We start from the raw sequence: 19,798 nt of genomic DNA, 5'->3' as shown, positions 1-19,798 counted from the left end.
TGGAGCTCTCAAATTATTTCTCTTTAACATCTTTTATTACCTGCTTCTCCGCATTTTCAGCTTTCTTTTCCTGCGCGCGTTTGTCTTTTCGTTGTTGCGCTCTGGATTTTTTCTCAGCCCGTTTTTCCTCTCGGATGACTTTATTGGATTTTGTATTATAAAGCGCTTCCAGAATGCCTTGTCCGGTTTTGCTGAAGATTTTGATTTTAGGTTTTTCGTGCGTTCCCGTGACTACAACTGGGAAACCAATCCAACCGCCAGGTGGCAATCCAACTCGAATTCGGAAATCGAGTAGGCCATTGAAACTTGTGGTCCCGCTGATAGATGGTCTCAAAACTGACACTTTGAAAGTAAACGGGTCCACGTGAATCAAATTGTTTTTGATATTTGTTTTGATGTCAACGCCCTTCATATCGGGATTGTTGAAGGCATTCGAACCAATATCATTTCCGACGGCTGAGAGCATTTTCAGGTTTTTGACTTCGACATCTTTTAGATTGACATTTCCGCCACCTTCCAATGATGGATAAATCGGTTTCATATTCGCATCAAAATCGCCTTTCAGTTTGTAATCCAAAGACACAATTCCTTTCACATCTTTGGCTGCTGTCGCCATTTCACGAATCATATCGATTTCTTTGTAAGCGCGCTGAACATCGAAGTTATCGACTTTCAAAGCGACATCGTAATTGGCTGTAATCGGCGATTCGTTCTGATATCTCGCATCGATTCCCATTCGGCTCCCAACAATATCGAAAGTTGTATTTTTAAGATAAACTTCGCCTTTGTTGACAGACGCCAAACCAACCAGATTATTCAAACCAAGTCCTTTGAATTCAACTTTTTTGGCATTCGCTTCCAACGAAACGTCCAGGTTTGTAGGAACAATCACGACGCCACTGCTTTTCGGATTTTCTTCTTTCGCATATTCCACAGCGAGCGATTTGTCTTTGTTATCGCCTTCTTTCAGCGCCATAAATTCATCAATCAAAATATAATTGGACTTGAGATGGAATTTTCCGTGCAAGGTTCCTTTTCTTTCGATGAAATAATTGATGGTATTCAGCAGATAACCATTCAAAGCAAAATCGGATTTACCATAATTCGCAAAGAATTTTCTGAACCACATTTTTTCATTCTCAAACTCGAAGTTTCCTTCTTTGATGAAGAATGATTTCGGAAGATATTCTGTAGTTGCTTTGATATTTTTTAGGATTAAGTTTCCTCGGTTGTCAAGCTTGCTGTATTGTCCCGTTGTCGCGTAACTTTGACGACCATTTAAAGATAAATCCGCCATTATCAAACCACTGACATCAAACCCTTCTTTCTTGAAAACCTGATAAATTCGACCAATATTCAAAACGCCTTTTGCTCTGACTTTATACAATAAGTCTTCGAAGTTTTGCAAATCAGCATTTACGAAAACAGGATTTCCTTCAAAATCAAATTTGAACGGGTCGAGTTTCACACCAAGACTTTTGAAAGTCCCATCTGTATTATAAATATTCGCTAAAATATTGATGTTCTGAATCGCATTAGGATAATATTTTGTTTTCAGCCAACCGTTTTTCAGATTCAGATAACCTTTTGTTTTTGGGAATAATTTTTTGTCAAGATTGAAAATCCCATTCGATTGAATATCTGTATTCAACAGGCCTTTCAGTTCAATATCTTTCAATCCCAAAGCTGAATCCAAGGTCGCCAAATCAATTCCGCCCTTGATGTTGGCATTGATTTTCATTTCGTCCATTCCCTGCGTTTTCACAACGGCTCGGAACTTATTGTTTTTACCTAAGTCGAAACTTAAATTCCTCAAATCGAGTAGGAGTTTATTCGTATCAAGTGAATGTAAATCAACATTCAAATCCAGATTCAGATTGTTCATTGGAACTGGCGCGTTGCTGTTGGAAACGAATCCGTTGCTCACTTTCAGACTGGCTTTCAAATCGGGTTTCTGGTTTTTCGGCTCGCTGAATCGGCCTTTTAAACTAAAGAACAAATCACTATTTCCCTCGATTTTCGTGTCCTTCACCCAACCTAAATATTGCGGAGGCAAAACGGACAACATATCTTTAATAGTGGTTTTTTCCGAAGCCGCATTGATATTCAAATTATAACCATCTTTTAAAATACTCACAAAACCGGTGAATTTCAAAGGCAGTTCATTGATTCTCAACTCATTTTTTCTCAAGACAAAAGTCAAGGCGTTGGTATTGATTCTCGTAATCAAATCGGCGTGAAGTGATTTTTCTTTGGCGTACCAAATTCTATTTAATGCAAAATCAAGTTTGTCGATTCCAAGGTCGGTTTCGAGGTCGAAAATATCTTCGCTCAATCCACCTTTTCCTGTGTAATTAAGACCTTTCGCATTCACCAAAACATTGGCTGCGTGGTCATTGTATTTGATATTCCAATTTTTCAGTTTGATTAAATCTAATTTGATAGATGCTCCAGCTTCCGTCGTATCTTTCGGCTTTTCGGAAGGCTTGGAAACATAAACATTATAATTCGCCTGACCTTTGGAATTGACGAAAACGTTTGCCACAGCGTCATTCACATAAATTTCATCAATTTTTATCTCGCCATCAAAAATCAGATTTTTAAGATTGATTCCAGCCGCAACTTCTTTGGCCGCGAGAAGCGTGTCTTGTTCAAAAGGTTTGGAGCCTTTCAACAGAAAATCATCCACAGAAACCGTGAGAGAAGGGAAGTGACGGAAAAAACTAAGATGTGTTTTCTTGTAATCGAGTTCACCAGCCAAATGTTTGTTGGCGAATATTTTGACCTGATTCGAAATCTGCCCAGGAAAAAGAATCGGAATGATGAACATTAGAAATAGGATAGAAGCAATCGTAATTCCCAGCCATTTTAATATTTTCAGCAACACTGTTTTTATATTTCCCGCACTCATAAACATAGATTTTTATGATTAATTCAAAGATTGTGCTAAAGAAAATGCTTTCGTGAGTGAAAGCATTTTATTTTGAGGTTAATTATCTTAAAATGAGAGTAATATTCTGATGTGATTCTAAAATCTCAACCAAAATTTCGAATAAAGTTTGTCCGTTTCCATCAATCAAATCATCCAGTTTTTGCTGAATTAATTTGATATTAAAAGGTTTTCCTTGTTTGATTTTGTTTTCGTAAAATTCTTTAGTCAAATTAAAACCTAAATCCTCTCTTGACTTCTGAGAATCTTTCCAAATGATTTCACCCTGAAATCCATAAAGAATATCATCAAAACCATCCAAAGTCCCGACTTTCCAATCTTCGTCTTTCATCAAGACATCGGAAACTTCGTCGTAGAATCCCGACAAATCAGAAAAATGGCTGCCATTGATGACAGCCGATCTCTTGTTATTTTTATTTGAAGTATTCGACTCCATTTTTGAAGATGTTGTGATAATTCGCAGTTGGAATATTTTTCATCAAACCTTCCGCAAAACGTTCTGGATGTCCCATTCTTCCGTAAATTTTTCCACACGGACTCGTGATTCCTTCAATTCCGAACAAAGAGTTATTTGGATTGAAAGGCATTCCGTGAGCAACGTTCCCATCTAAATCTAGATATTGAGTCGCAATCTGCCCGTTTTCATACAACTTCTGAATTTCTTCCTCTGAAGCCATAAAACGACCTTCACCGTGAGAAATTGGAATGGTGAAAACTTGGTCTTTCATTCCTTTCAGCCAAGGCGATACGTCGTTCAGAACTTTCACATTCACCATTTGGGAAATGTGTCTTCTGATGGCGTTGTGAGCCAAAGTAGGAGAGTTCTCATCCAAATCCTTGATTCTTCCGTAAGGCAACAACCCTGACTTCACCAACGCCTGGAAACCGTTACAGATTCCGATAATCATTCCGTCTCTGTCCAGCAATTCGTGAACGGCATTTCTCATCTTTTCGTTCTTCAAAACATTCACGATAAACTTAGCAGAACCGTCCGGTTCATCACCCGCAGAGAAACCTCCTGAGAACGCTAGAATCTGTGACGTTTTGATTTCTTCTACCCACGCATCAATACTTTCGTCCAATAATTGGTGGTTGATATTGATTAATGGTAAACTGCTTACAATTGCGCCTTCTTTTTGGAAAGCGTTCAGCGTATCGTATTCGCAATTTGTTCCCGGGAAAATCGGTGCAAATACTTTTGGCTGAGCAATTCCGTGTTTCTTAATGATGATATTTCTTGGGTTGATCGAGTTTAATTTTTCATCGATTTCAACCGTTATTTTTTCTTTTTCAACTGTTGAGAAAAGGTTCTCAAATGTCCTGGTATTTGCTGCTAATAATTTTTCGATCGAAAATTTAGAATCTTTGATTTTAAGAATATTAGAGTTCCTTACTTCGCCGATGAATTGAAGTGTTACAGTGCTTAATTCTTCATTAGATTCAATGATTAAGCTACCTATATTTTTCGTTAATAATAATTTCTCATCAACTGTAATCTCAGCACCCAATCTGTTTCCGAAACTCATTTTTGCTAAAGCAACTGCAACGCCACCTTCTTTCACAGTCTTCACTGAAACGATTTTTCCAGCCTTTATATTTTCGAAAATCAATTCAAAAACTGCCTTCAAACTTTCATAGTTTGGAAGTCCATTTTCCTGAGGTGTATGGTTAAAGAAATAAAGTTTATTTCCTGCCTGTTTAAATTCCGGAGAGATTACGTTTTTCTTCTCACCGTTAGCACACGCGAATGAAATCAACGTTGGTGGGACATTCAAATCCTGATATGTTCCACTCATTGAATCTTTACCTCCAATGGCCGCTAAACCGAAGTTGATTTGCGCGTCATAAGCTCCCAAAAGCGAAGCCAAAGGTTTGCCCCATTTCTCAGGGTTCTGACCCAATTTCTCAAAATATTCCTGGAAACTAAATCTGATGTTTTTATAATCGCCGCCCATCGCAACGATTTTCGCAACGCTTTCAACGACTGCGTAAGAAGCTCCCAATAAAGAGTTTTGCTTTGAAATTTCAGCATCAAATCCCCAACTTGCAAAAGAAACGGTTTCAATATCTTTTGCGCCCAAAATCGGTAAAGTCTGAGCGCTTCCTTCTATCAAAGTCTGCTGATATTTTCCACCCAAAGGCATCGCAACCGTGGTCGCACCAATTGATGAATCAAACATTTCCAACAAACCTTTTTGAGAGGCAACGTTTTTATCTGCAAGGATTTTCAAGAAATTCTCTTCGTTGAAAACCTGAGTTTCTTCTTTCACTTCATTAAGATGCGTAATCTTAACTTCCTGACTTTTAGAGCATCCGTTCGTATCGAGAAATTCTCTTGAAAGGTCAACAATTTTATCACCTTTCCAGAACATCTGCATTCTGCCTGAATCTGTCACCTTTGCAACTTCCACAGCCACAATGTTTTCTGCTTCACAGAACTTGATGAACTGTTCTTTATCTTTTGGTTCAACCACGACCGCCATTCTTTCCTGAGATTCAGAAATGGCAAGCTCGGTTCCGTTCAAACCTTCATATTTTAAAGGTAAAACATCTAAATTAACCTCCAAAGAATCCGCAATTTCACCGATGGCTACAGAAACGCCACCAGCACCGAAATCGTTTGATTTTTTAATCAGCCTCGTTACTTCAGGATTTCTGAATAGTCTCTGGATTTTACGTTCTTCAACAGCGTTTCCTTTCTGAACTTCAGAACTCATCGTGTGGATAGAAGTTTCGTCCTGTTCTTTCGAACTTCCGCTTGCTCCACCAACACCGTCACGACCAGTCGCACCACCTAAAATGATGATCGAATCGCCAGCTTCCGGCTTTTCACGTCTTACCCAGTCTACAGGAACGGCGCCGGTCACAAAACCAACTTCCATTCTTTTTGCTTTGTAGCCTTCATCGTAGATTTCAGAAACCATTGTAGTCGCGAGACCGATTTGGTTACCATAAGAAGAATAACCGTTTGCCGCCTGTTTTGTGATTGTTTTTTGAGGTAATTTTCCTGGCAATGTGTGACTTACAGGTTCTAAAACATCAGCAGCACCCGTCAATCTCATCGCCTGAAAAACGAATGAACGTCCGGACAAAGGATCTCTGATTGCCCCGCCTAAACACGTTGAAGCACCTCCAAAAGGTTCAATTTCTGTTGGGTGATTGTGTGTTTCATTCTTGAATAATAAATACCACGGTTCTTTCTTGCCATCGTATTCAGCTTCGATCTGGATGGTACAGGCGTTGATTTCGTCAGAAACCACCAAGTTATCCAGATTGCCTGTTTTATGGAAATACCTTCCGCAAACCGTCGCCAAATCCATTAAGGAAATTGGTTTCAATTCGCGTCCTAAGAATTTTCTTTTTTCGATATAATCATTGAAAATAGTTTCCAATGTATGTTTAAACTGACCTTCAAATTCAATGTTTGACAGTTCTGTTTCGAATGTTGTGTGACGGCAGTGGTCACTCCAATACGTGTCTAAAACTTTCAGTTCAGTTTCTGTAGGATTTCTCTGTTCAGTTTTAAAATATTCCTGAATGAATTTCAAATCATCCAATCCCAATGCAAAACCGTGAGAATTAAAGAATTCTTCCAGCTGATCATCATCAAAACTGATGAAATTTTCGTGAACCAAAACCTTTGAAGGCGTTTCTTCTGCAGGAATATTCAGTGTCGATAAATCTTTTTCCTGAGATTCCACTTTATTGATCAAAAGATCTTTGATTTTCACCAAATCAGCTTCTGAAATGCCTTCAAACTGCATAAGCTTACCGCTTCTTACTTTTGATTTCTCATTTCCAGTAAGTAAAGCGATACACTGCTGCGCAGAATCTGCACGCTGATCGTATTGTCCGGGCAAAAATTCTAGTGCGAAATAAACTCCTTCCGCAGGATTTTCTTCGATTAAAATATCGGTAACAGGATCCACAAATGTGCTGTTGACCACTTTTTCGAATTCACCGTCATTTAATTCAAAAATATCGTAAACGTTGTAAACTTTTACGCTTTGGATCGACGGAACTACCGCTTTTACTTCATCAAAAATTTTTGGACTTTCTACATCGAAAATTCCTCTTTTTTCTACGAAAATTCTTTTATTCATTTTTATAGATATGAGATTTTAGCTTTCATTCTAAAATCATTTATTAGATTTATTTTATAACAAAAAAATGCAGCCGAAGCTGCACAGATTATACTTTAAGGTCAGATTCCAAACCGATCAATTCGCTGTTCGCATCCAAAATCGGCTGAACTTCATTCGCAATGAATTCCTCTGTTTGGATTGGTGCAAAACCGATAAAGTTTTTCGGGTCCAGAACTTCTTTTAATTTTGATTTATCAAGTTTCAAAGTTTCATCATTCAAAATCCTTTCAATCAAATCGTTTTCTTTACCTTCTTCTTTCACTTTTTTCGAAGCTTCCATTGAGTGAACTCTTATCACTTCGTGGATTTCCTGACGGTCGCCACCAGCTTTTACCTCCTCCATAATAATGTATTCCGTCGCCATAAAAGGAAGCTCTTCTTCGATGTGTTTGTTGATTCTGTTTGGATAAACCACAATTCCGTTCATAATATTATTCCAAATCAACAAGATTGCATCAACAGCTAAAAACGCTTGTGGAATTGTCAATCTCTTGTTGGCTGAATCATCCAAAGTTCTTTCAAACCATTGCGTTGAAGCCACCATTGCAGAACTCGTTGTCAAGGACATCACGTATTTTGCCAGTGCTCCGATTCTTTCGCTTCTCATAGGGTTACGCTTGTAAGCCATTGCCGATGAACCGATTTGGTTTTTCTCGAATGGTTCTTCAACTTCTTTCAAGTTTTGAAGCAAACGTAAATCGTTGGTAAATTTATGTGCAGATTGTGCGATGTTTCCTAATAAAGCCACCACTTTAGCATCAATTTTTCTGTCGTAAGTCTGACCAGAAACGCCGAAAACTTTTTCGAATCCGAATCTTTTTGACAACTCTTTGTCAAGATGTTTTACTTTAGAATAATCGCCATTGAAAAGCTCTAGGAAACTTGCAGCCGTTCCTGTTGTTCCTTTCACGCCTCTGAAACGTAGAGTTTCTAAGAAAAAATCAAGTTCCTCAATGTCTAGAACCAAACTCTGTAACCACAGTGTTGCTCTTTTTCCAACAGTTGTTAACTGAGCTGGTTGGAAATGTGTGAATCCTAATGTCGGAAGGTCTTTATATTGAATCGAAAAATCAGCAAGGTTCTTCATCACGTTGATCAACTTTTTCTTGATGATTAAAAGTCCGTCACGGATTTGAATTAAATCAGTATTGTCTCCTACAAATGCCGAAGTCGCTCCCAAGTGAATAATTCCCTTTGCAGAAGGCGCAACGTCACCATAAGTATGAACGTGAGCCATCACATCGTGTCGGAATTTCTTCTCATATTCAGCGGCAATCTGATAATCTATATTTTCGACATTGGCTTTCAGTTCTGCGATCTGCTCATCCGAAATTTCAAGGCCTAGATCTTTTTCTATTTCAGCAAGAGCCACCCAAAGTTTTCTCCAAGTACGGAACTTATTATTATGAGAAAAATTAAATAGCATTTCTTCACTGGAATAGCGCTCTTCCAATGGGTTTTTGTAGGAATTCATTTCTTTCTTTTTACTTTTTAGATGACACAAAATTAAGAAAATTAACCGACTGAATAAAATGAAATTTAAGATTGAAATCAATTTAACCAAAAGATAATTTTTTAATCAAATAATCGGCGGGATATTTGTATCTCCAAATTAAATCTGATAAAAATGGTTTCTAAAAATACTTCCGAAATAAGGGTCAGCGTGACGACTGAGTATGATAATTTCAACAGTTATCCTTCTGAAAACCGTTTTGTTTTCAGGTATAATATTGAGATTGAGAATCTTGGAAGTCTTCCGGTGAAATTACTTTCACGAAAATGGGTGATCTACGATTTAGGATTTGGATTTACGGAAGTTGAAGGTGCAGGTGTGATCGGTTTGACACCTGTCATAGAAAGCGGCGATAAGTTCAGTTATTTTTCAAATGTGATCCTAAAGTCCGGCGTTGGCAATATGGAAGGTCATTATGTTTTTGAAAATTTTGAGAAAGAAAAGTTCAATGTAAGTATTCCAAAATTCAATTTGGTGACGGAAGTTCTGAGCAATTGATTTTGATTAATAATTATTTGTTCTTAAAGAAACTTTATCTTTTTATTAAATACTTCCGTGATTTCTTCATTTCTGGAAATCATCAATCTTTCGAAACTTAGCAGAGAAATTTTTGCGCAAACTTCCGCATCTGCGTCCGCCCGGTGGTGATTAAAGTTGATTTCATGATGTTCCGCAAGGCTTTTCAGTCCATAACTTTTAAGATTTTTCCACGCCTTTTTTGCAACCCCAATACTGCATAAATAATTAATTTTCGGTGCGAAAAATCCGTAATGATCCAGACAGCCACGCAAAACGCCAGCGTCGAAAGAAGCGTTGTGGGCGATCATTAAGTTTCCATACATCAATTGCTCGATCTCATACCAAATGTCTCCGAAAGTTGGAGAATTCCTCACATCTTCCGGGTTGATACCGTGCACAGCAACATTATGATAATTGAAATATGGATAGGATGGCGGTTTTATGAGCCAGGATTTAGTTTCTTTGATCACGCCATCTTCCACGATGCAAATTCCCAGCTCGCAGGCTGAGTTTTTTTCGTGAGTGGCAGTTTCAAAATCTAAGGCTATGAAATTCATTTTATTAATTATTCTTTGAACCTAAAAAATGTTTGAACATCAACCATTTGGTCTGATAATAAGGATCAATGTGATGATTTTGTCTCATCTGAATTGACTTTGGAAGTTGAATGTAAAAATAAACATGAGCTTTGAGAACAGCCCAAAGAAATTTCCATCCATTTTTGTAAGCCAGATAAAATGCCGCATAACCGTCGAGATGAAGCCTGAAAAATAGAATAAAAAAAACTTTTGATGATGGCAGATTTTTAAGCATCATTGATAGATTATTACGGAAATTAAGGTAAGTTTTTTCTGGATTTTCTTTTTTTAAAGTTCCGCCGCCGACGTGATATACTGTTGACTTTCCGCAATAATAAATTTTCCGTCCTTCATTTTTTAATCTCCAGCAAAGATCGATTTCTTCCTGATGCGCAAAGAATCTCTCATCAAAACCATTCATTTTCCAAAAATCCTCGGAACGAATAAATAAGGAACAGCCTGATGCCCAAAAGATTTCGGTTTCATCGTCATATTGTCCGTTATCAAATTCTATATTTTCAAAAACACGTCCCCGGCAGTATGGGTAGCCTAAATTATCAATTAAACCACCGCCAGCACCGGCAAATTCGAATTTGTTTTTTTGATTGAAATCCAGAATTTTTGGCTGAATGGCTGCGATATTTTGATTTTCAGAAAAGAGTTTAGTTATTGGTGAAATCCATTGATCTGTAACTTCTACATCAGAATTCAGCAAACAGTAAATGTCTGCTGTGATGGATTTTAAACCTTCATTATAGCCCGCTGCAAAACCAGAATTACTTTGGTTCTGAATAACTTTTACTGATGGGAAATTTGATTTTAAAAATTGAACAGAATCATCTGAGGAAGCATTATCAATAACATAAATTTCCGCATCATAAGAATATTTGATTACTGACGGCAAAAACTTTTCCAGCCAGTTTTTTCCATTCCAATTCAATATAGCAATAGCGACAGTCATCTAATCTTCGTAAGTTTTAATGGCATCTTTGTATTTCCATCTTCTGTGAGACCAAAGCCAGTTGTCGGGTCGTTTTTTAATAGTGTTTTCCAACAGAGCATGGAATTTTTTGACAACCTCGTGTTCTACAAATTTATCGCCGTCAGGGAAAATTCTGTGGTAATTGACTTGATAGAATCCACGCTTTACCTTTTTCATTTCACAATAGATAAAAACCATATCCATTCGTGTCGATAGCTTGTCATAGCCCACAAATGCAGGCGTTTTTTGATTCAGGAACTTTAGTCCGTAATTCACTGAATGTACATTTGGTGTCTGATCCGCAACAAACATATAGATAGAATTTCCATCATTTTGATTTCTGAAAATGTGTTTGATCACATCATTGGCTTCCAGAGATTTGTTGTTAAATCTATTTCGGATCATTTTGATTTTCTGTTCCCAAAATTTACTGCTCATTTTCCGGTAAACAGGATGACAATCTTTCTGTGGGACAATCGTCGCCAGAGCATTGAACCATTCCCAGTTGAAAACGTGGCCGGAAAGTAGGATCACATTTTTTGCTTCTGCTTTTGCATCGTGAAAAACCTCTTGATTCAGATGTTGCATTCGAACTCTTGACTCTACATTACTGATGGTAAACGCTTTGAGCATCTCGGCCAAATAATCGCAAAAGTTGGAAAAGAATTTTTTAGAAATATCTTTGATCTCCTTGTCAGATTTATCGGGAAAAGAATTTTTAAGATTTTCCAAAACCTCTTTCTTTCTATATCCGACAATATAATAATTAATGAAAAACATAATATCTGAAAATACATATAATACTCTCAGTGGTAATCGGGAAATTAGTAATAATAATCTGAATAAAAATTGATTCAATGTATAATGAATATTGGCAAATATACTGAAAAATGGCGGGATAATTGCTTAAATTTGATGTTTGTAAAATCAATATTTATTAAAATGAAAAGATCAATTATAAAATTATTCTTTGTTGGAGGTCTGCTTGCTTTCTCTGCAGTCAACGCACAATCTACTGAAAAGACCTTGACAAAAGAGCAAATCGAAGCAAAAAAGAAAGCTGCGGCTGAGGAAAAAGCAAAGCTGCCTAAGCCTTATCATCCTGAGGCCAATGCAGAATTGGATATTCAGAATGCTGTGAAATTAGCTAAGAAGACTCACAAAAATGTCATTATCCAGGCTGGAGGAAACTGGTGTATCTGGTGTTTGAGATTTAATAATTACGTGCAGCAAACGCCGGAACTTAAAAAAGTGGTTGATGACAATTACGTTTATTATCACTTGAACTGGTCTCCGGAAAATAAAAATGAAAAGATATTTGCCAGCTACGGAAATCCGGGAGAGAAATTTGGTTATCCAGTTTTCATTGTTTTGGATGAAAATGGAAAACAAATTCATACACAAGACAGCTCAGTTTTGGAAGAGGGCAGTGGCTACAGTTTGGAAAAGGTGAAAAAATTTTTCACAACCTGGAAACCTAAAAAATCTTAAGATTATAATTCATAAAAAAACCATCCTGAAATATCGGGATGGTTTTTTTTGTATTTTGAAGTACTGATTAAGCTTCTTCAGAAGAAGTTTCTTCTTCAACTTTAGCTTTAGCAGCTGGTTTAGGAGCTTCTACCGGAGCATCAGAAACGATAGCAAAATCAAAGTTGTACTCTACATTTCTGTGAAGTCTGATCAATGCAGTCACTGTACCAGTTCTTTTGATTGTGTTTCCAGGAATTTTGATATATTTTTTATCAACAGTTACACCAGCTTTTGCCAAAGCAGCAGCAAGATCAGCATTGTTGATAGAACCGAATAATCTGTCACCAGAACCTACTTTTGCAGGAATAGTGATAGATGTCTTCTTCAATTGCTCAACTACAGCGTTAGCAGCAGCAACCAATTTAGCTTCTTCTTCTTTTCTGGATTCCAAAGTAGCTTCCAAAGCTGCTTTGTTTTTAGGCGTTGCTAATAAAGCAAAACCTTGAGGTAGTAAAAAGTTACGAGCGTAACCTGGTTTTACATTTACTGTATCGAACTCAAGTCCTAAGTTCTCTACATCTTGTTTTAGGATAATTTCCATTGTTGTTGTCCGTTTTAGTTTTAGAGCCAAGAACAAAGAGCAAAGAAGCAAGATTTTATAATCTTTTATCTTTCATCTTTTATCTCTTATCTAAATCGTTAGAATTAATTGATTTATTCAGCAACAAAAGAAGCAGGCGAACCTACTTCCTTTATTTATTTTTGTCTTATTTCAAAAGATCTGCTACGTAAGGCATCAAAGAAAGGTGTCTTGCTCTTTTGATAGCTGCAGATACTTTTCTTTGGTATTTAAGAGAAGTTCCTGTGTATCTTCTTGGTAAGATTTTACCTTGCTCGTTTACGAATTGTAAAAGGAAGTCAGCATCTTTGTAATCTACGTGCTTAATTCCGAATTTTTTGAATCTACAGTACTTTTTATCAGTTTTTGTATTGATATCAAGTGGAGTAAGGAATTTTACTTCAGATTCGCCTCCGGCAGAGGCTTGTTTTGCCATATCATCTATTGCCATGATTTTAAAATTTTAAAAGGTTAATAATTAAGCTTTAGCAGATTTGATTTTGCTTCTTCTTGTTACTGCATAATCGATTGCGTGTTTGTCAAGTTTAGTCGTTAAATAACGGATCACTCTCTCATCACGTTTAAAAGCAGTTTCAAGATCTGCAACTACAGTTCCTTCTCCTTTGAATTCGATCAGTGTGTAAAAACCATTCTTTTTCAATTGAATAGGATAAGCTAATTTCTTAAGTCCCCAATTTTCTTTGGCAACGATTTCGCAATTGTTTGAAGTCAATAGATCTTCAAATTTTTTCACTGCTTCCTCCACCTGAGCATCAGATAGAACGGGAGTTAAAATGAAAACAGTTTCGTAATTGTTCATAATGTTAATTTATTAATTAAAAATTCGAGTTGCAAAAGTACAACTTTTTTCTAAACTACAAACAGTTGGCATAAAAAAATCCCGTCAAAGTTTGACGGGATTAAATTTAATATTTTAAAATATTATTTTTTGATCACTTTCGTAGAAGTAGAAGTTCCATCTTCCAATAAAGTTGTTACAACGTAAACGCCAGCGTTGAATTTGCTGAAATCAATTTGAGATTTAACTTCATTCAAGTCTTTTGTTAATAATTGTTTACCAGTAACATCATAAACTTTTACAGACTTGATCTTACCTTGAGCTTCAATATTGAAGATATCCTTAACCGGGTTTGGATAAGCTTTGATACCATTTTTGGAAACTTCAGAAACTGCTAGCGTTCCAATGTTCAGTGTGTAATCTTCAACCTGTCCGAAAGTTGCTGTTCCACAAGGTGTAGTATTGGAAGAACTGGAGCTGGAGTCATTCAGTCTTACTCTCATTCTGGTGTTTCCAATTGTAGCTGTTGCCGGAATTGTAATGGAACCTGTCCAAGGAGATGTTTTGGTAGGTGTTACCAATACCTGCTCACCTGCATCATTAAAGTCCTTATCATTGTTTAGGTCAATCCATACCAATACTTGATCTTCAGGATAAGAAGTTCCTGTGAAACTAGCACTGAAGGTGTAAGTTGATCCAGCAGTAACATTTCCCACAGTAGATGTGAAATCTTCATAACCTGCTGTGGATGTAGAACTCTTATTAATATTTGCAAAAGTTACATTGGATATTTTTTCAAAACTTGTAGATGTTGCAGACGCAGTACAATATGATGCCGCAGCAGTTGTGAAAGAATTTACAGTACAGCCTGTAGCTGCGCCAATCGTATTTTTAGGAATGACTTTCCAATAATAAGTGGTATTAAGAGCTAACGTAGATGGAACTGTAAAGCCTGTACTTGTCACATTACCAACAAGTGTAGTCGGGTTAGGATTTGTATCCAGGTAAACATCATAAGAGTCAGCGCCTGAAGAAACACCCCAAGATAAAGTTGTAGATGTAAAAGGAACATTCGTAGCAGCATTAGCTGGAGAAGTCAGTGTCGAACAGCTAGGCGCAGCAGAGGGCGCAACAGATGTTGTAATTTTGAAATCATCTACAGCAAAACCAAATTGGTCAGTAGATGAACACTGGATAGCAATGTGCACTTGCTGTCCTGCATAAGCACTCAAACTGGATGTAAATTCGTGCCAGGTAATATCGGAAGGCGTTGTAATGGCTGCTGACAATGGAGTGAAATCTGCAACAGCAGTCCCTGTTGTTGAGATGTAAACTCTGTACTGTTCTGCGCCATAAGTTGCATCACAGCTTTTTGCCCAAAAACTTAGTGCACCGCCATCGGAAGGCAAAGTGATTTTTGGAGAGATTAACCAATCGTTGTTGGAAGCTGCGCTCACAAGATAAAAGGAAGCCATAGTCTTTACACCTGTTCTGGCAGTCCAGTCCGAAGCGTCTGTCGGTTCTAAGACAGGAGTTGTTGTTGTGGAATTAAAAACCTGAAAAGCTTTATTAGTTCCATTACCATTCGGGAAAGTGATCCCTTGAAATCCGCCCGAAGGACTGTTGTCTACATCAAGTAAAGTCCAGCTGCCGACATTAGAAATCGAAAAATCCGCATAACTTTCGAAGCTGTCCTGGAAGACAACATACTGTGCGTTCATCACATTAGAAGCGCATAAGCCGGCTAATGTTGCTAAAGAGAATAGAATTTTTTTCATAATAAAAAATTTATTTTTTTTGATTCATTTCAAAATTATGAAAAAAAACGTAACGAGTGTTAATTTTTTATATAATATTTAAAAAAATAATAACAATTTAACATAATATAAAACTATTTTCCATTTTTAATATCATTAATAAAATTGATTTTCAAAGACTCATAAAGAGAATGGCGGCTTACTACCACAGAAAAAATAGACGACATCATCCCGGCCAGCATCAAATGAAATATCAATGAATGCCGATCCGTCATTTCCAGAACCAAAATCGCTGATGTAAATGGTGCACGTGTAATTCCTGTCAGGAAAGCTACCATTCCGGCCAGAATCAAAACATTGGTTTCATTGTCTGTCAAATTCATAACGCCAGCAAACACACTCCCGATAGACGCACCTGTAGAAAGTGCAGGAGCAAAGATTCCGCCCGCGCCGCCGGATGTGAAAGCCAAAGCCGGTCCAAGCATTCTGAGGATTGGAACATACCACGCTTCAGTTTTGTTATCTGTAAAAAGAACTCTTTCTATAATGTCTTTTCCGGAACCAAGAATATCACGATTGATGAAATAGGCGATGGTTGCGACGATCAATCCACAAATAATAAGAAAGATGACGTTTGAAAGATCAGTTTTAAGTTTTTTCTTTAACCGATTAATTTTCAGCATAGTCACGGAAAGCTGGCTGCTGAGAATGCCGCAAATTCCTGAGACGAAAATAATGGGAAACATAATCCACAAAGTGACATTGCCAGTTTTCGGATATCCGAGATACAAATAAGAACCTGCAAAAGACTGTGCCGTAAGTCCGGCAATTATAACCGCAGTAAACAAAGCTGTTTTAAAGTAATTAATATGTGTTTTCGATAATTCCTCCACTGCGAAAACAATTCCGCCCAATGGTGTGTTGAATGCTGCAGAAAGTCCGGCAGCAGCACCGGTAAGAATCATATTCTTCTTCGAAATCTTTGGCCACCATTCCGGCAAATATTCATAAACTTTTCGGAAAACCGATCCTGCAATCTGTATCGTTGGTCCTTCCCGCCCGATTGCGCCGCCACTTGATACCAAAACAAAACTCGAAATGATCTTTATAATAATGATTCGAAAACTCAATAATTTATAGATCAAATGATTGTCTTTCGGATTTGCAAAATCTACCGCTGCCATCACTTGCGGAATGCCGCTGCCTTTTGCAAAAGGTGCATATTTTTTCACAAGCCACCAGGAAAGCACAAATCCGGCAGGCGCTATTATAAAGATCATCCAAAGATGCCAGTCCAGGATTTTGTTCAGCGTATGTTCTCCGAAAGCAAAAACCTGCGCGTATAAAACTGCAATGATTCCGGTAATGATAGAGCCTACCCAGAAAGGAACTGCCTGCAAGAGATTTTCTTTCAAACGTTCGTTTCGGATGTTGTCAAAAGATTTTTTGAGGATGGTTCTGATATACCGAAAGATTTTTTTCATACTCAGATTTTCAAAGTTTCAGGATTGTGAAGGCGGATGATTTTTGCGCCTTTTTCTATTAATTTCAAATGCAGATCTAAGGTTTCCTTTTCAACTTCATTTGGCTCTTTTCCAAGCGGTTTATAGATGAATGATTTTTTTGAAATTCCTGCGAGTACGGGATATTTGCCAAAACCAATGTATTCAAATTCATCTATCATTTTATATTGATCTTCCACAGTTTTCCCAAATCCAAAACCAGGATCTAGAATGATGTCTTTGATTCCTTTTTGTTTAAATTCTAAAATTTTCTCTGAGAAAAATCGGTTGATTGAAAGGATTATATCATCAAACTTAATTTTCTCGTGCATCGATTCGTAGCTTGGATTGATGTGCATCAATAGATAAGGTAATCCTGTTTGTGCAACTGTATCCAAAAGTTCAGAATCAAACTGTCCGGCCGAGATATCATTCACAATATCAATACCTTTATCAAAACCAAACTTCACAACGTCCGCATAAAAAGTATCCAGCGAAATCAGACTTTCCGGAAATTCTTTTTTGATTAATGAAATCACATTTCCAATTCTTCGGATTTCCTCATCAGCCTTCAAATATTCCGCATTTGGTCGCGTGGATTGTGCGCCAATATCGATGAAGGTTGCACCGTTTTTAAGAAGATTTTCTGCTTGTATTAACGCATTTTTTTCATTATTAAATTTCCCGCCATCTGAGAAAGAATCTGGCGTGAGGTTCAAAATTCCCATTAATTTTGGCTTCGAAAGATCGATCAATCGGCCATTGCAATTGATGGAAAAGGAGCTGGAAATGTCAGAATTTGTAATAGAAAAACTCATTTAACAAAAATAGAGATTTCAAAAAGAAATGATGACGATAATTAATAAATGATTTTAGAAACTCAAAAACTGACAAGCATCAACTTCCAACTTTCAACTAAATTTGTATCTTTGAACCAATAGACTGATTTATGCACAATACATCCGCCCAGTTTGACGACGTTATCACGGTTTGCAGGGACTTATTTGAGAAAAAAATGAAAGATTACGGAACTGCGTGGCGCGTTCTACGTCCAAGTTCTATAACAGATCAGATTTATATCAAAGTCAATAGAATTCGTACTTTGCAGATGACTGACGTGAAAATGGTGGACGAAAGTGAGGAAGACGAATTTATCGCCATCATCAATTATTCCATCATCGGATTAATTCAGTTGGAAAAAGGTTTTTCGGATGAGATCAACGCAAATCCTGACGAGACAATGAAGCTTTATAATTTTTATGCTCAAAAAGCCAAAGAATTGATGGAACGCAAAAACCACGATTACGGCGAAGCATGGCGCGAAATGAGAATCTCATCCATCACCGATTTGATTTATCAAAAAGTGCTCAGAACCAAACAGATAGAAGATAACAACGGCGCAACTTTGGTGTCGGAGGGTTTAGATGCCAACTATTTTGATATGCTCAACTACGCAGTTTTCTGTTTGATCAAGTTCAAAAATTAAGAGATTTTTTTTAATCATTCATCAATCATAACTTATGAAAGCAGTTTTACGCTACATTGTCGCACTTATATTCATCGCCTCTGGATTTGTAAAAGCGGTGGACCTCAAGGGATTTTCTTTCAAATTGGAAGAATATTTTTCGCCTATCGTTTTTGACTTGCCGTTTTTGGAGAAATATGCTTTGGTATTTTCAATCATTGTAGTTTTGCTGGAGCTGGTTTTAGGGTTTATGTTATTAATGAAAATCAAACTGAAGCAAACCATTTATGCCTTGATTGCACTTTGCGTTTTCTTTGGATTTCTGACGTTCTATTCAGCTTATTTTAATGTAGTGACAGATTGTGGATGTTTCGGAGATGCTTTGAAATTTACGCCTTGGCAATCGTTTTGGAAAGATATTACGCTTTTGGTTTTGTTGATAATCTTAGCTGTATTATATAGAAAAAGAGAAGAGAATGAGGAGGTAAGATTCGGGAAATTACCTTTGTTGGGTGTTTTTGTTTTGATAATGCTATTCGTAATGTTCAGAGGTGTTTTCCACGAACCGATGATTGATTTCCGAGCCTATGCAATTGGGACAGATTTGGCTTTAGAAAAAGATAAAATCAATAAAAATCCTTCGGAATACAAGACTTTTTATTCATTAAAAAATTCAAAAACCAACGAGGTCAAAAAAGTTGACCAAGACGAATACATCAATAAAGAATATTGGAAAGACACCACTTGGCAAATCGAGGAAGGAAAGACAACCTCAGAGATTTCCAAGAAAGGCTATGAATCCGAAATTTCAAAATTCAAAATTGAAGATGCTACAGGAAATCCCATCACAGACGAAATCCTGAAAGAACCAAGAGTTGTCATCATTTTCACTTACAAACCAAAAGAAGCAGACGTAGAATTAGTCAAAAAAACCGAAACAAAAGCCTTGACAGAAAAAGCCAAAGTGATCGGTGTAAGCACACAGCCGAATTTTTACAAACAAATCCCTAATTACCTGATGGACGAGATTGCCATCAAAACCATTGCGAGAAGCAATCCTTTCGTACTAGTTTTGGAAAAAGGAAAAGTGGTGGAAAAATCAAGTGCTAAAGATTACCTAGAAAAAGAATAATTTATATAATGAGAAAATCAAACAAACCAATCGCTGGCTATCACTTATTGATGATTTTGTCCGCAGTCGATGGAATCATAAAACCGGAAGAAGGGCTCAAAGTTCAGGAATATATGACCGAGGAATTTCCTTTTCGTCTCAACTTGGACGACGAGTTGGAAATCATCGCACAACTGACGTCTGACCAATGGCAAGACCACTTCGAGTTCCACGCCAAATGTTTCGAAGAAGATTCTACCGAGCAAGAAAGAAAAGACTTCATCCAATTCGCAAAATCCCTCATCAAAGCGGACAACAAAGTGAGCGATGACGAGCACAAATTTTACATCCTACTGAAAAACCTTTGGAATTTAAAATAATATCA

18 protein-coding genes are annotated in these 19,798 nt (G+C 37.2%); 5 read left to right on the top strand and 13 right to left on the bottom strand.

All coding sequences use genetic code 11. The features are described from left to right. Positions 1-13 precede the first annotated feature (13 nt). From LUD75_RS11050 to purB, 4 genes are all read right to left on the bottom strand, one after another. Complete coding sequence (locus LUD75_RS11050) at positions 14-2,911, bottom strand: AsmA-like C-terminal region-containing protein (protein ID WP_232705733.1); 2,898 nt, start codon at positions 2,909-2,911, stop codon at positions 14-16. An 82-nt stretch (positions 2,912-2,993) separates the two neighbouring features. Beyond that, on the bottom strand, positions 2,994-3,386 hold the full coding sequence (locus LUD75_RS11045) for a ribonuclease inhibitor (RefSeq protein ID WP_232705732.1): 393 nt from the start codon (positions 3,384-3,386) through the stop codon (positions 2,994-2,996). After that, positions 3,364-7,053: a phosphoribosylformylglycinamidine synthase gene (locus LUD75_RS11040; RefSeq protein WP_232705731.1), complete on the bottom strand. Its 3,690-nt coding sequence runs from the start codon at positions 7,051-7,053 to the stop codon at positions 3,364-3,366. Before LUD75_RS11040 ends, LUD75_RS11045 begins: the two co-directional genes overlap by 23 nt. 88 nt (positions 7,054-7,141) lie before the next feature. Next, positions 7,142-8,569: an adenylosuccinate lyase gene (purB, locus tag LUD75_RS11035; RefSeq protein WP_232705730.1), complete on the bottom strand. Its 1,428-nt coding sequence runs from the start codon at positions 8,567-8,569 to the stop codon at positions 7,142-7,144. 153 nt (positions 8,570-8,722) lie between these two features. Between purB and apaG the strand changes: the two genes are divergently transcribed. Next, entirely contained in the window at positions 8,723-9,106 is a 384-nt protein-coding gene (gene apaG / locus LUD75_RS11030) for a Co2+/Mg2+ efflux protein ApaG (protein WP_232705729.1), read from the top strand. Positions 9,107-9,129: 23 nt separating this feature from the next. On the opposite strand, the gene LUD75_RS11025 is transcribed toward apaG, so the two are convergent. The 3 genes from LUD75_RS11025 to LUD75_RS11015 are packed head-to-tail and all read right to left on the bottom strand — an operon-like array spanning position 9,130 to position 11,545. Then, the gene (locus LUD75_RS11025; RefSeq protein ID WP_232705728.1) at positions 9,130-9,684 is read right to left on the bottom strand and encodes a 3'-5' exonuclease; all 555 of its coding nucleotides are present in this window, start codon (positions 9,682-9,684) and stop codon (positions 9,130-9,132) included. 4 nt (positions 9,685-9,688) lie between these two features. Further along, positions 9,689-10,666 carry a glycosyltransferase family 2 protein gene (locus tag LUD75_RS11020; protein ID WP_232705727.1) on the bottom strand — a complete coding sequence of 326 codons (978 nt, stop codon included), beginning with the start codon at positions 10,664-10,666 and terminating at the stop codon, positions 9,689-9,691. Further along, positions 10,667-11,545 carry a lysophospholipid acyltransferase family protein gene (locus LUD75_RS11015; RefSeq protein ID WP_232705726.1) on the bottom strand — a complete coding sequence of 293 codons (879 nt, stop codon included), beginning with the start codon at positions 11,543-11,545 and terminating at the stop codon, positions 10,667-10,669. It abuts the gene before it with no gap. 84 nt (positions 11,546-11,629) lie between these two features. Between LUD75_RS11015 and LUD75_RS11010 the strand changes: the two genes are divergently transcribed. Beyond that, positions 11,630-12,178: a thioredoxin family protein gene (locus LUD75_RS11010; protein ID WP_232705725.1), complete on the top strand. Its 549-nt coding sequence runs from the start codon at positions 11,630-11,632 to the stop codon at positions 12,176-12,178. 67 nt (positions 12,179-12,245) lie between these two features. On the opposite strand, the gene rplI is transcribed toward LUD75_RS11010, so the two are convergent. The 6 genes from rplI to folP all read right to left on the bottom strand — a co-directional run bounded on the left by rplI (position 12,246) and on the right by folP (position 17,655). Further along, on the bottom strand, positions 12,246-12,761 hold the full coding sequence (rplI, locus tag LUD75_RS11005) for a 50S ribosomal protein L9 (RefSeq protein ID WP_232705724.1): 516 nt from the start codon (positions 12,759-12,761) through the stop codon (positions 12,246-12,248). 166 nt (positions 12,762-12,927) lie between these two features. Continuing rightward, positions 12,928-13,230, bottom strand: coding sequence for a 30S ribosomal protein S18 (gene rpsR, locus LUD75_RS11000; protein ID WP_028122362.1), 303 nt, complete (start codon positions 13,228-13,230; stop codon positions 12,928-12,930). Between the two features lie 27 nt (positions 13,231-13,257). Beyond that, the gene (gene rpsF, locus LUD75_RS10995) at positions 13,258-13,599 is read right to left on the bottom strand and encodes a 30S ribosomal protein S6 (protein ID WP_028122361.1); all 342 of its coding nucleotides are present in this window, start codon (positions 13,597-13,599) and stop codon (positions 13,258-13,260) included. A 122-nt stretch (positions 13,600-13,721) separates the two neighbouring features. Then, the gene (locus tag LUD75_RS10990) at positions 13,722-15,356 is read right to left on the bottom strand and encodes a GEVED domain-containing protein (RefSeq protein WP_232705723.1); all 1,635 of its coding nucleotides are present in this window, start codon (positions 15,354-15,356) and stop codon (positions 13,722-13,724) included. 113 nt (positions 15,357-15,469) lie between these two features. Then, positions 15,470-16,819 (bottom strand): chloride channel protein, encoded by a 1,350-nt coding sequence (locus LUD75_RS10985; RefSeq protein ID WP_232705722.1) that lies wholly within the window; start codon positions 16,817-16,819, stop codon positions 15,470-15,472. Positions 16,820-16,821: 2 nt separating this feature from the next. Next, the gene (folP, locus tag LUD75_RS10980) at positions 16,822-17,655 is read right to left on the bottom strand and encodes a dihydropteroate synthase (RefSeq protein ID WP_232705721.1); all 834 of its coding nucleotides are present in this window, start codon (positions 17,653-17,655) and stop codon (positions 16,822-16,824) included. Positions 17,656-17,786: 131 nt separating this feature from the next. Between folP and LUD75_RS10975 the strand changes: the two genes are divergently transcribed. The 3 genes from LUD75_RS10975 to LUD75_RS10965 are packed head-to-tail and all read left to right on the top strand — an operon-like array spanning position 17,787 to position 19,793. Further along, the gene (locus tag LUD75_RS10975; protein WP_232705720.1) at positions 17,787-18,323 is read left to right on the top strand and encodes a DUF1599 domain-containing protein; all 537 of its coding nucleotides are present in this window, start codon (positions 17,787-17,789) and stop codon (positions 18,321-18,323) included. Between the two features lie 34 nt (positions 18,324-18,357). Continuing rightward, a complete protein-coding gene (locus LUD75_RS10970; protein WP_232705719.1) occupies positions 18,358-19,434 on the top strand; it encodes a BT_3928 family protein in 1,077 nt (358 codons plus the stop codon). A gap of 8 nt (positions 19,435-19,442) precedes the next feature. Next, entirely contained in the window at positions 19,443-19,793 is a 351-nt protein-coding gene (locus LUD75_RS10965) for a TerB family tellurite resistance protein (RefSeq protein WP_034967521.1), read from the top strand. Positions 19,794-19,798: the final 5 nt, after the last annotated feature.

The organism is Epilithonimonas sp. JDS (genome assembly GCF_021261315.1).
Taxonomy (GTDB): domain Bacteria; phylum Bacteroidota; class Bacteroidia; order Flavobacteriales; family Weeksellaceae; genus Epilithonimonas.
This window is presented reverse-complemented; position numbering and strand designations above follow the sequence as displayed.

Excerpts from the sequence above, each read along its gene's own strand:
- apaG (WP_232705729.1), top strand. The coding sequence starts at position 8,723 with ATGGTTTCTAAAAATACTTCCGAAATAAGGGTCAGCGTGACGACTGAG.
- LUD75_RS10990 (WP_232705723.1), bottom strand. The coding sequence starts at position 15,356 with ATGAAAAAAATTCTATTCTCTTTAGCAACATTAGCCGGCTTATGCGCT.
- LUD75_RS10975 (WP_232705720.1), top strand. The coding sequence starts at position 17,787 with ATGCACAATACATCCGCCCAGTTTGACGACGTTATCACGGTTTGCAGG.
- folP (WP_232705721.1), bottom strand. The coding sequence starts at position 17,655 with ATGAGTTTTTCTATTACAAATTCTGACATTTCCAGCTCCTTTTCCATC.
- rplI (WP_232705724.1), bottom strand. The coding sequence starts at position 12,761 with ATGGAAATTATCCTAAAACAAGATGTAGAGAACTTAGGACTTGAGTTC.
- LUD75_RS11025 (WP_232705728.1), bottom strand. The coding sequence starts at position 9,684 with ATGAATTTCATAGCCTTAGATTTTGAAACTGCCACTCACGAAAAAAAC.
- LUD75_RS11020 (WP_232705727.1), bottom strand. The coding sequence starts at position 10,666 with ATGACTGTCGCTATTGCTATATTGAATTGGAATGGAAAAAACTGGCTG.
- rpsF (WP_028122361.1), bottom strand. The coding sequence starts at position 13,599 with ATGAACAATTACGAAACTGTTTTCATTTTAACTCCCGTTCTATCTGAT.
- LUD75_RS10970 (WP_232705719.1), top strand. The coding sequence starts at position 18,358 with ATGAAAGCAGTTTTACGCTACATTGTCGCACTTATATTCATCGCCTCT.
- LUD75_RS11045 (WP_232705732.1), bottom strand. The coding sequence starts at position 3,386 with ATGGAGTCGAATACTTCAAATAAAAATAACAAGAGATCGGCTGTCATC.
- LUD75_RS11010 (WP_232705725.1), top strand. The coding sequence starts at position 11,630 with ATGAAAAGATCAATTATAAAATTATTCTTTGTTGGAGGTCTGCTTGCT.
- LUD75_RS10965 (WP_034967521.1), top strand. The coding sequence starts at position 19,443 with ATGAGAAAATCAAACAAACCAATCGCTGGCTATCACTTATTGATGATT.
- rpsR (WP_028122362.1), bottom strand. The coding sequence starts at position 13,230 with ATGGCAATAGATGATATGGCAAAACAAGCCTCTGCCGGAGGCGAATCT.
- LUD75_RS10985 (WP_232705722.1), bottom strand. The coding sequence starts at position 16,819 with ATGAAAAAAATCTTTCGGTATATCAGAACCATCCTCAAAAAATCTTTT.
- LUD75_RS11050 (WP_232705733.1), bottom strand. The coding sequence starts at position 2,911 with ATGAGTGCGGGAAATATAAAAACAGTGTTGCTGAAAATATTAAAATGG.
- purB (WP_232705730.1), bottom strand. The coding sequence starts at position 8,569 with ATGAATTCCTACAAAAACCCATTGGAAGAGCGCTATTCCAGTGAAGAA.
- LUD75_RS11040 (WP_232705731.1), bottom strand. The coding sequence starts at position 7,053 with ATGAATAAAAGAATTTTCGTAGAAAAAAGAGGAATTTTCGATGTAGAA.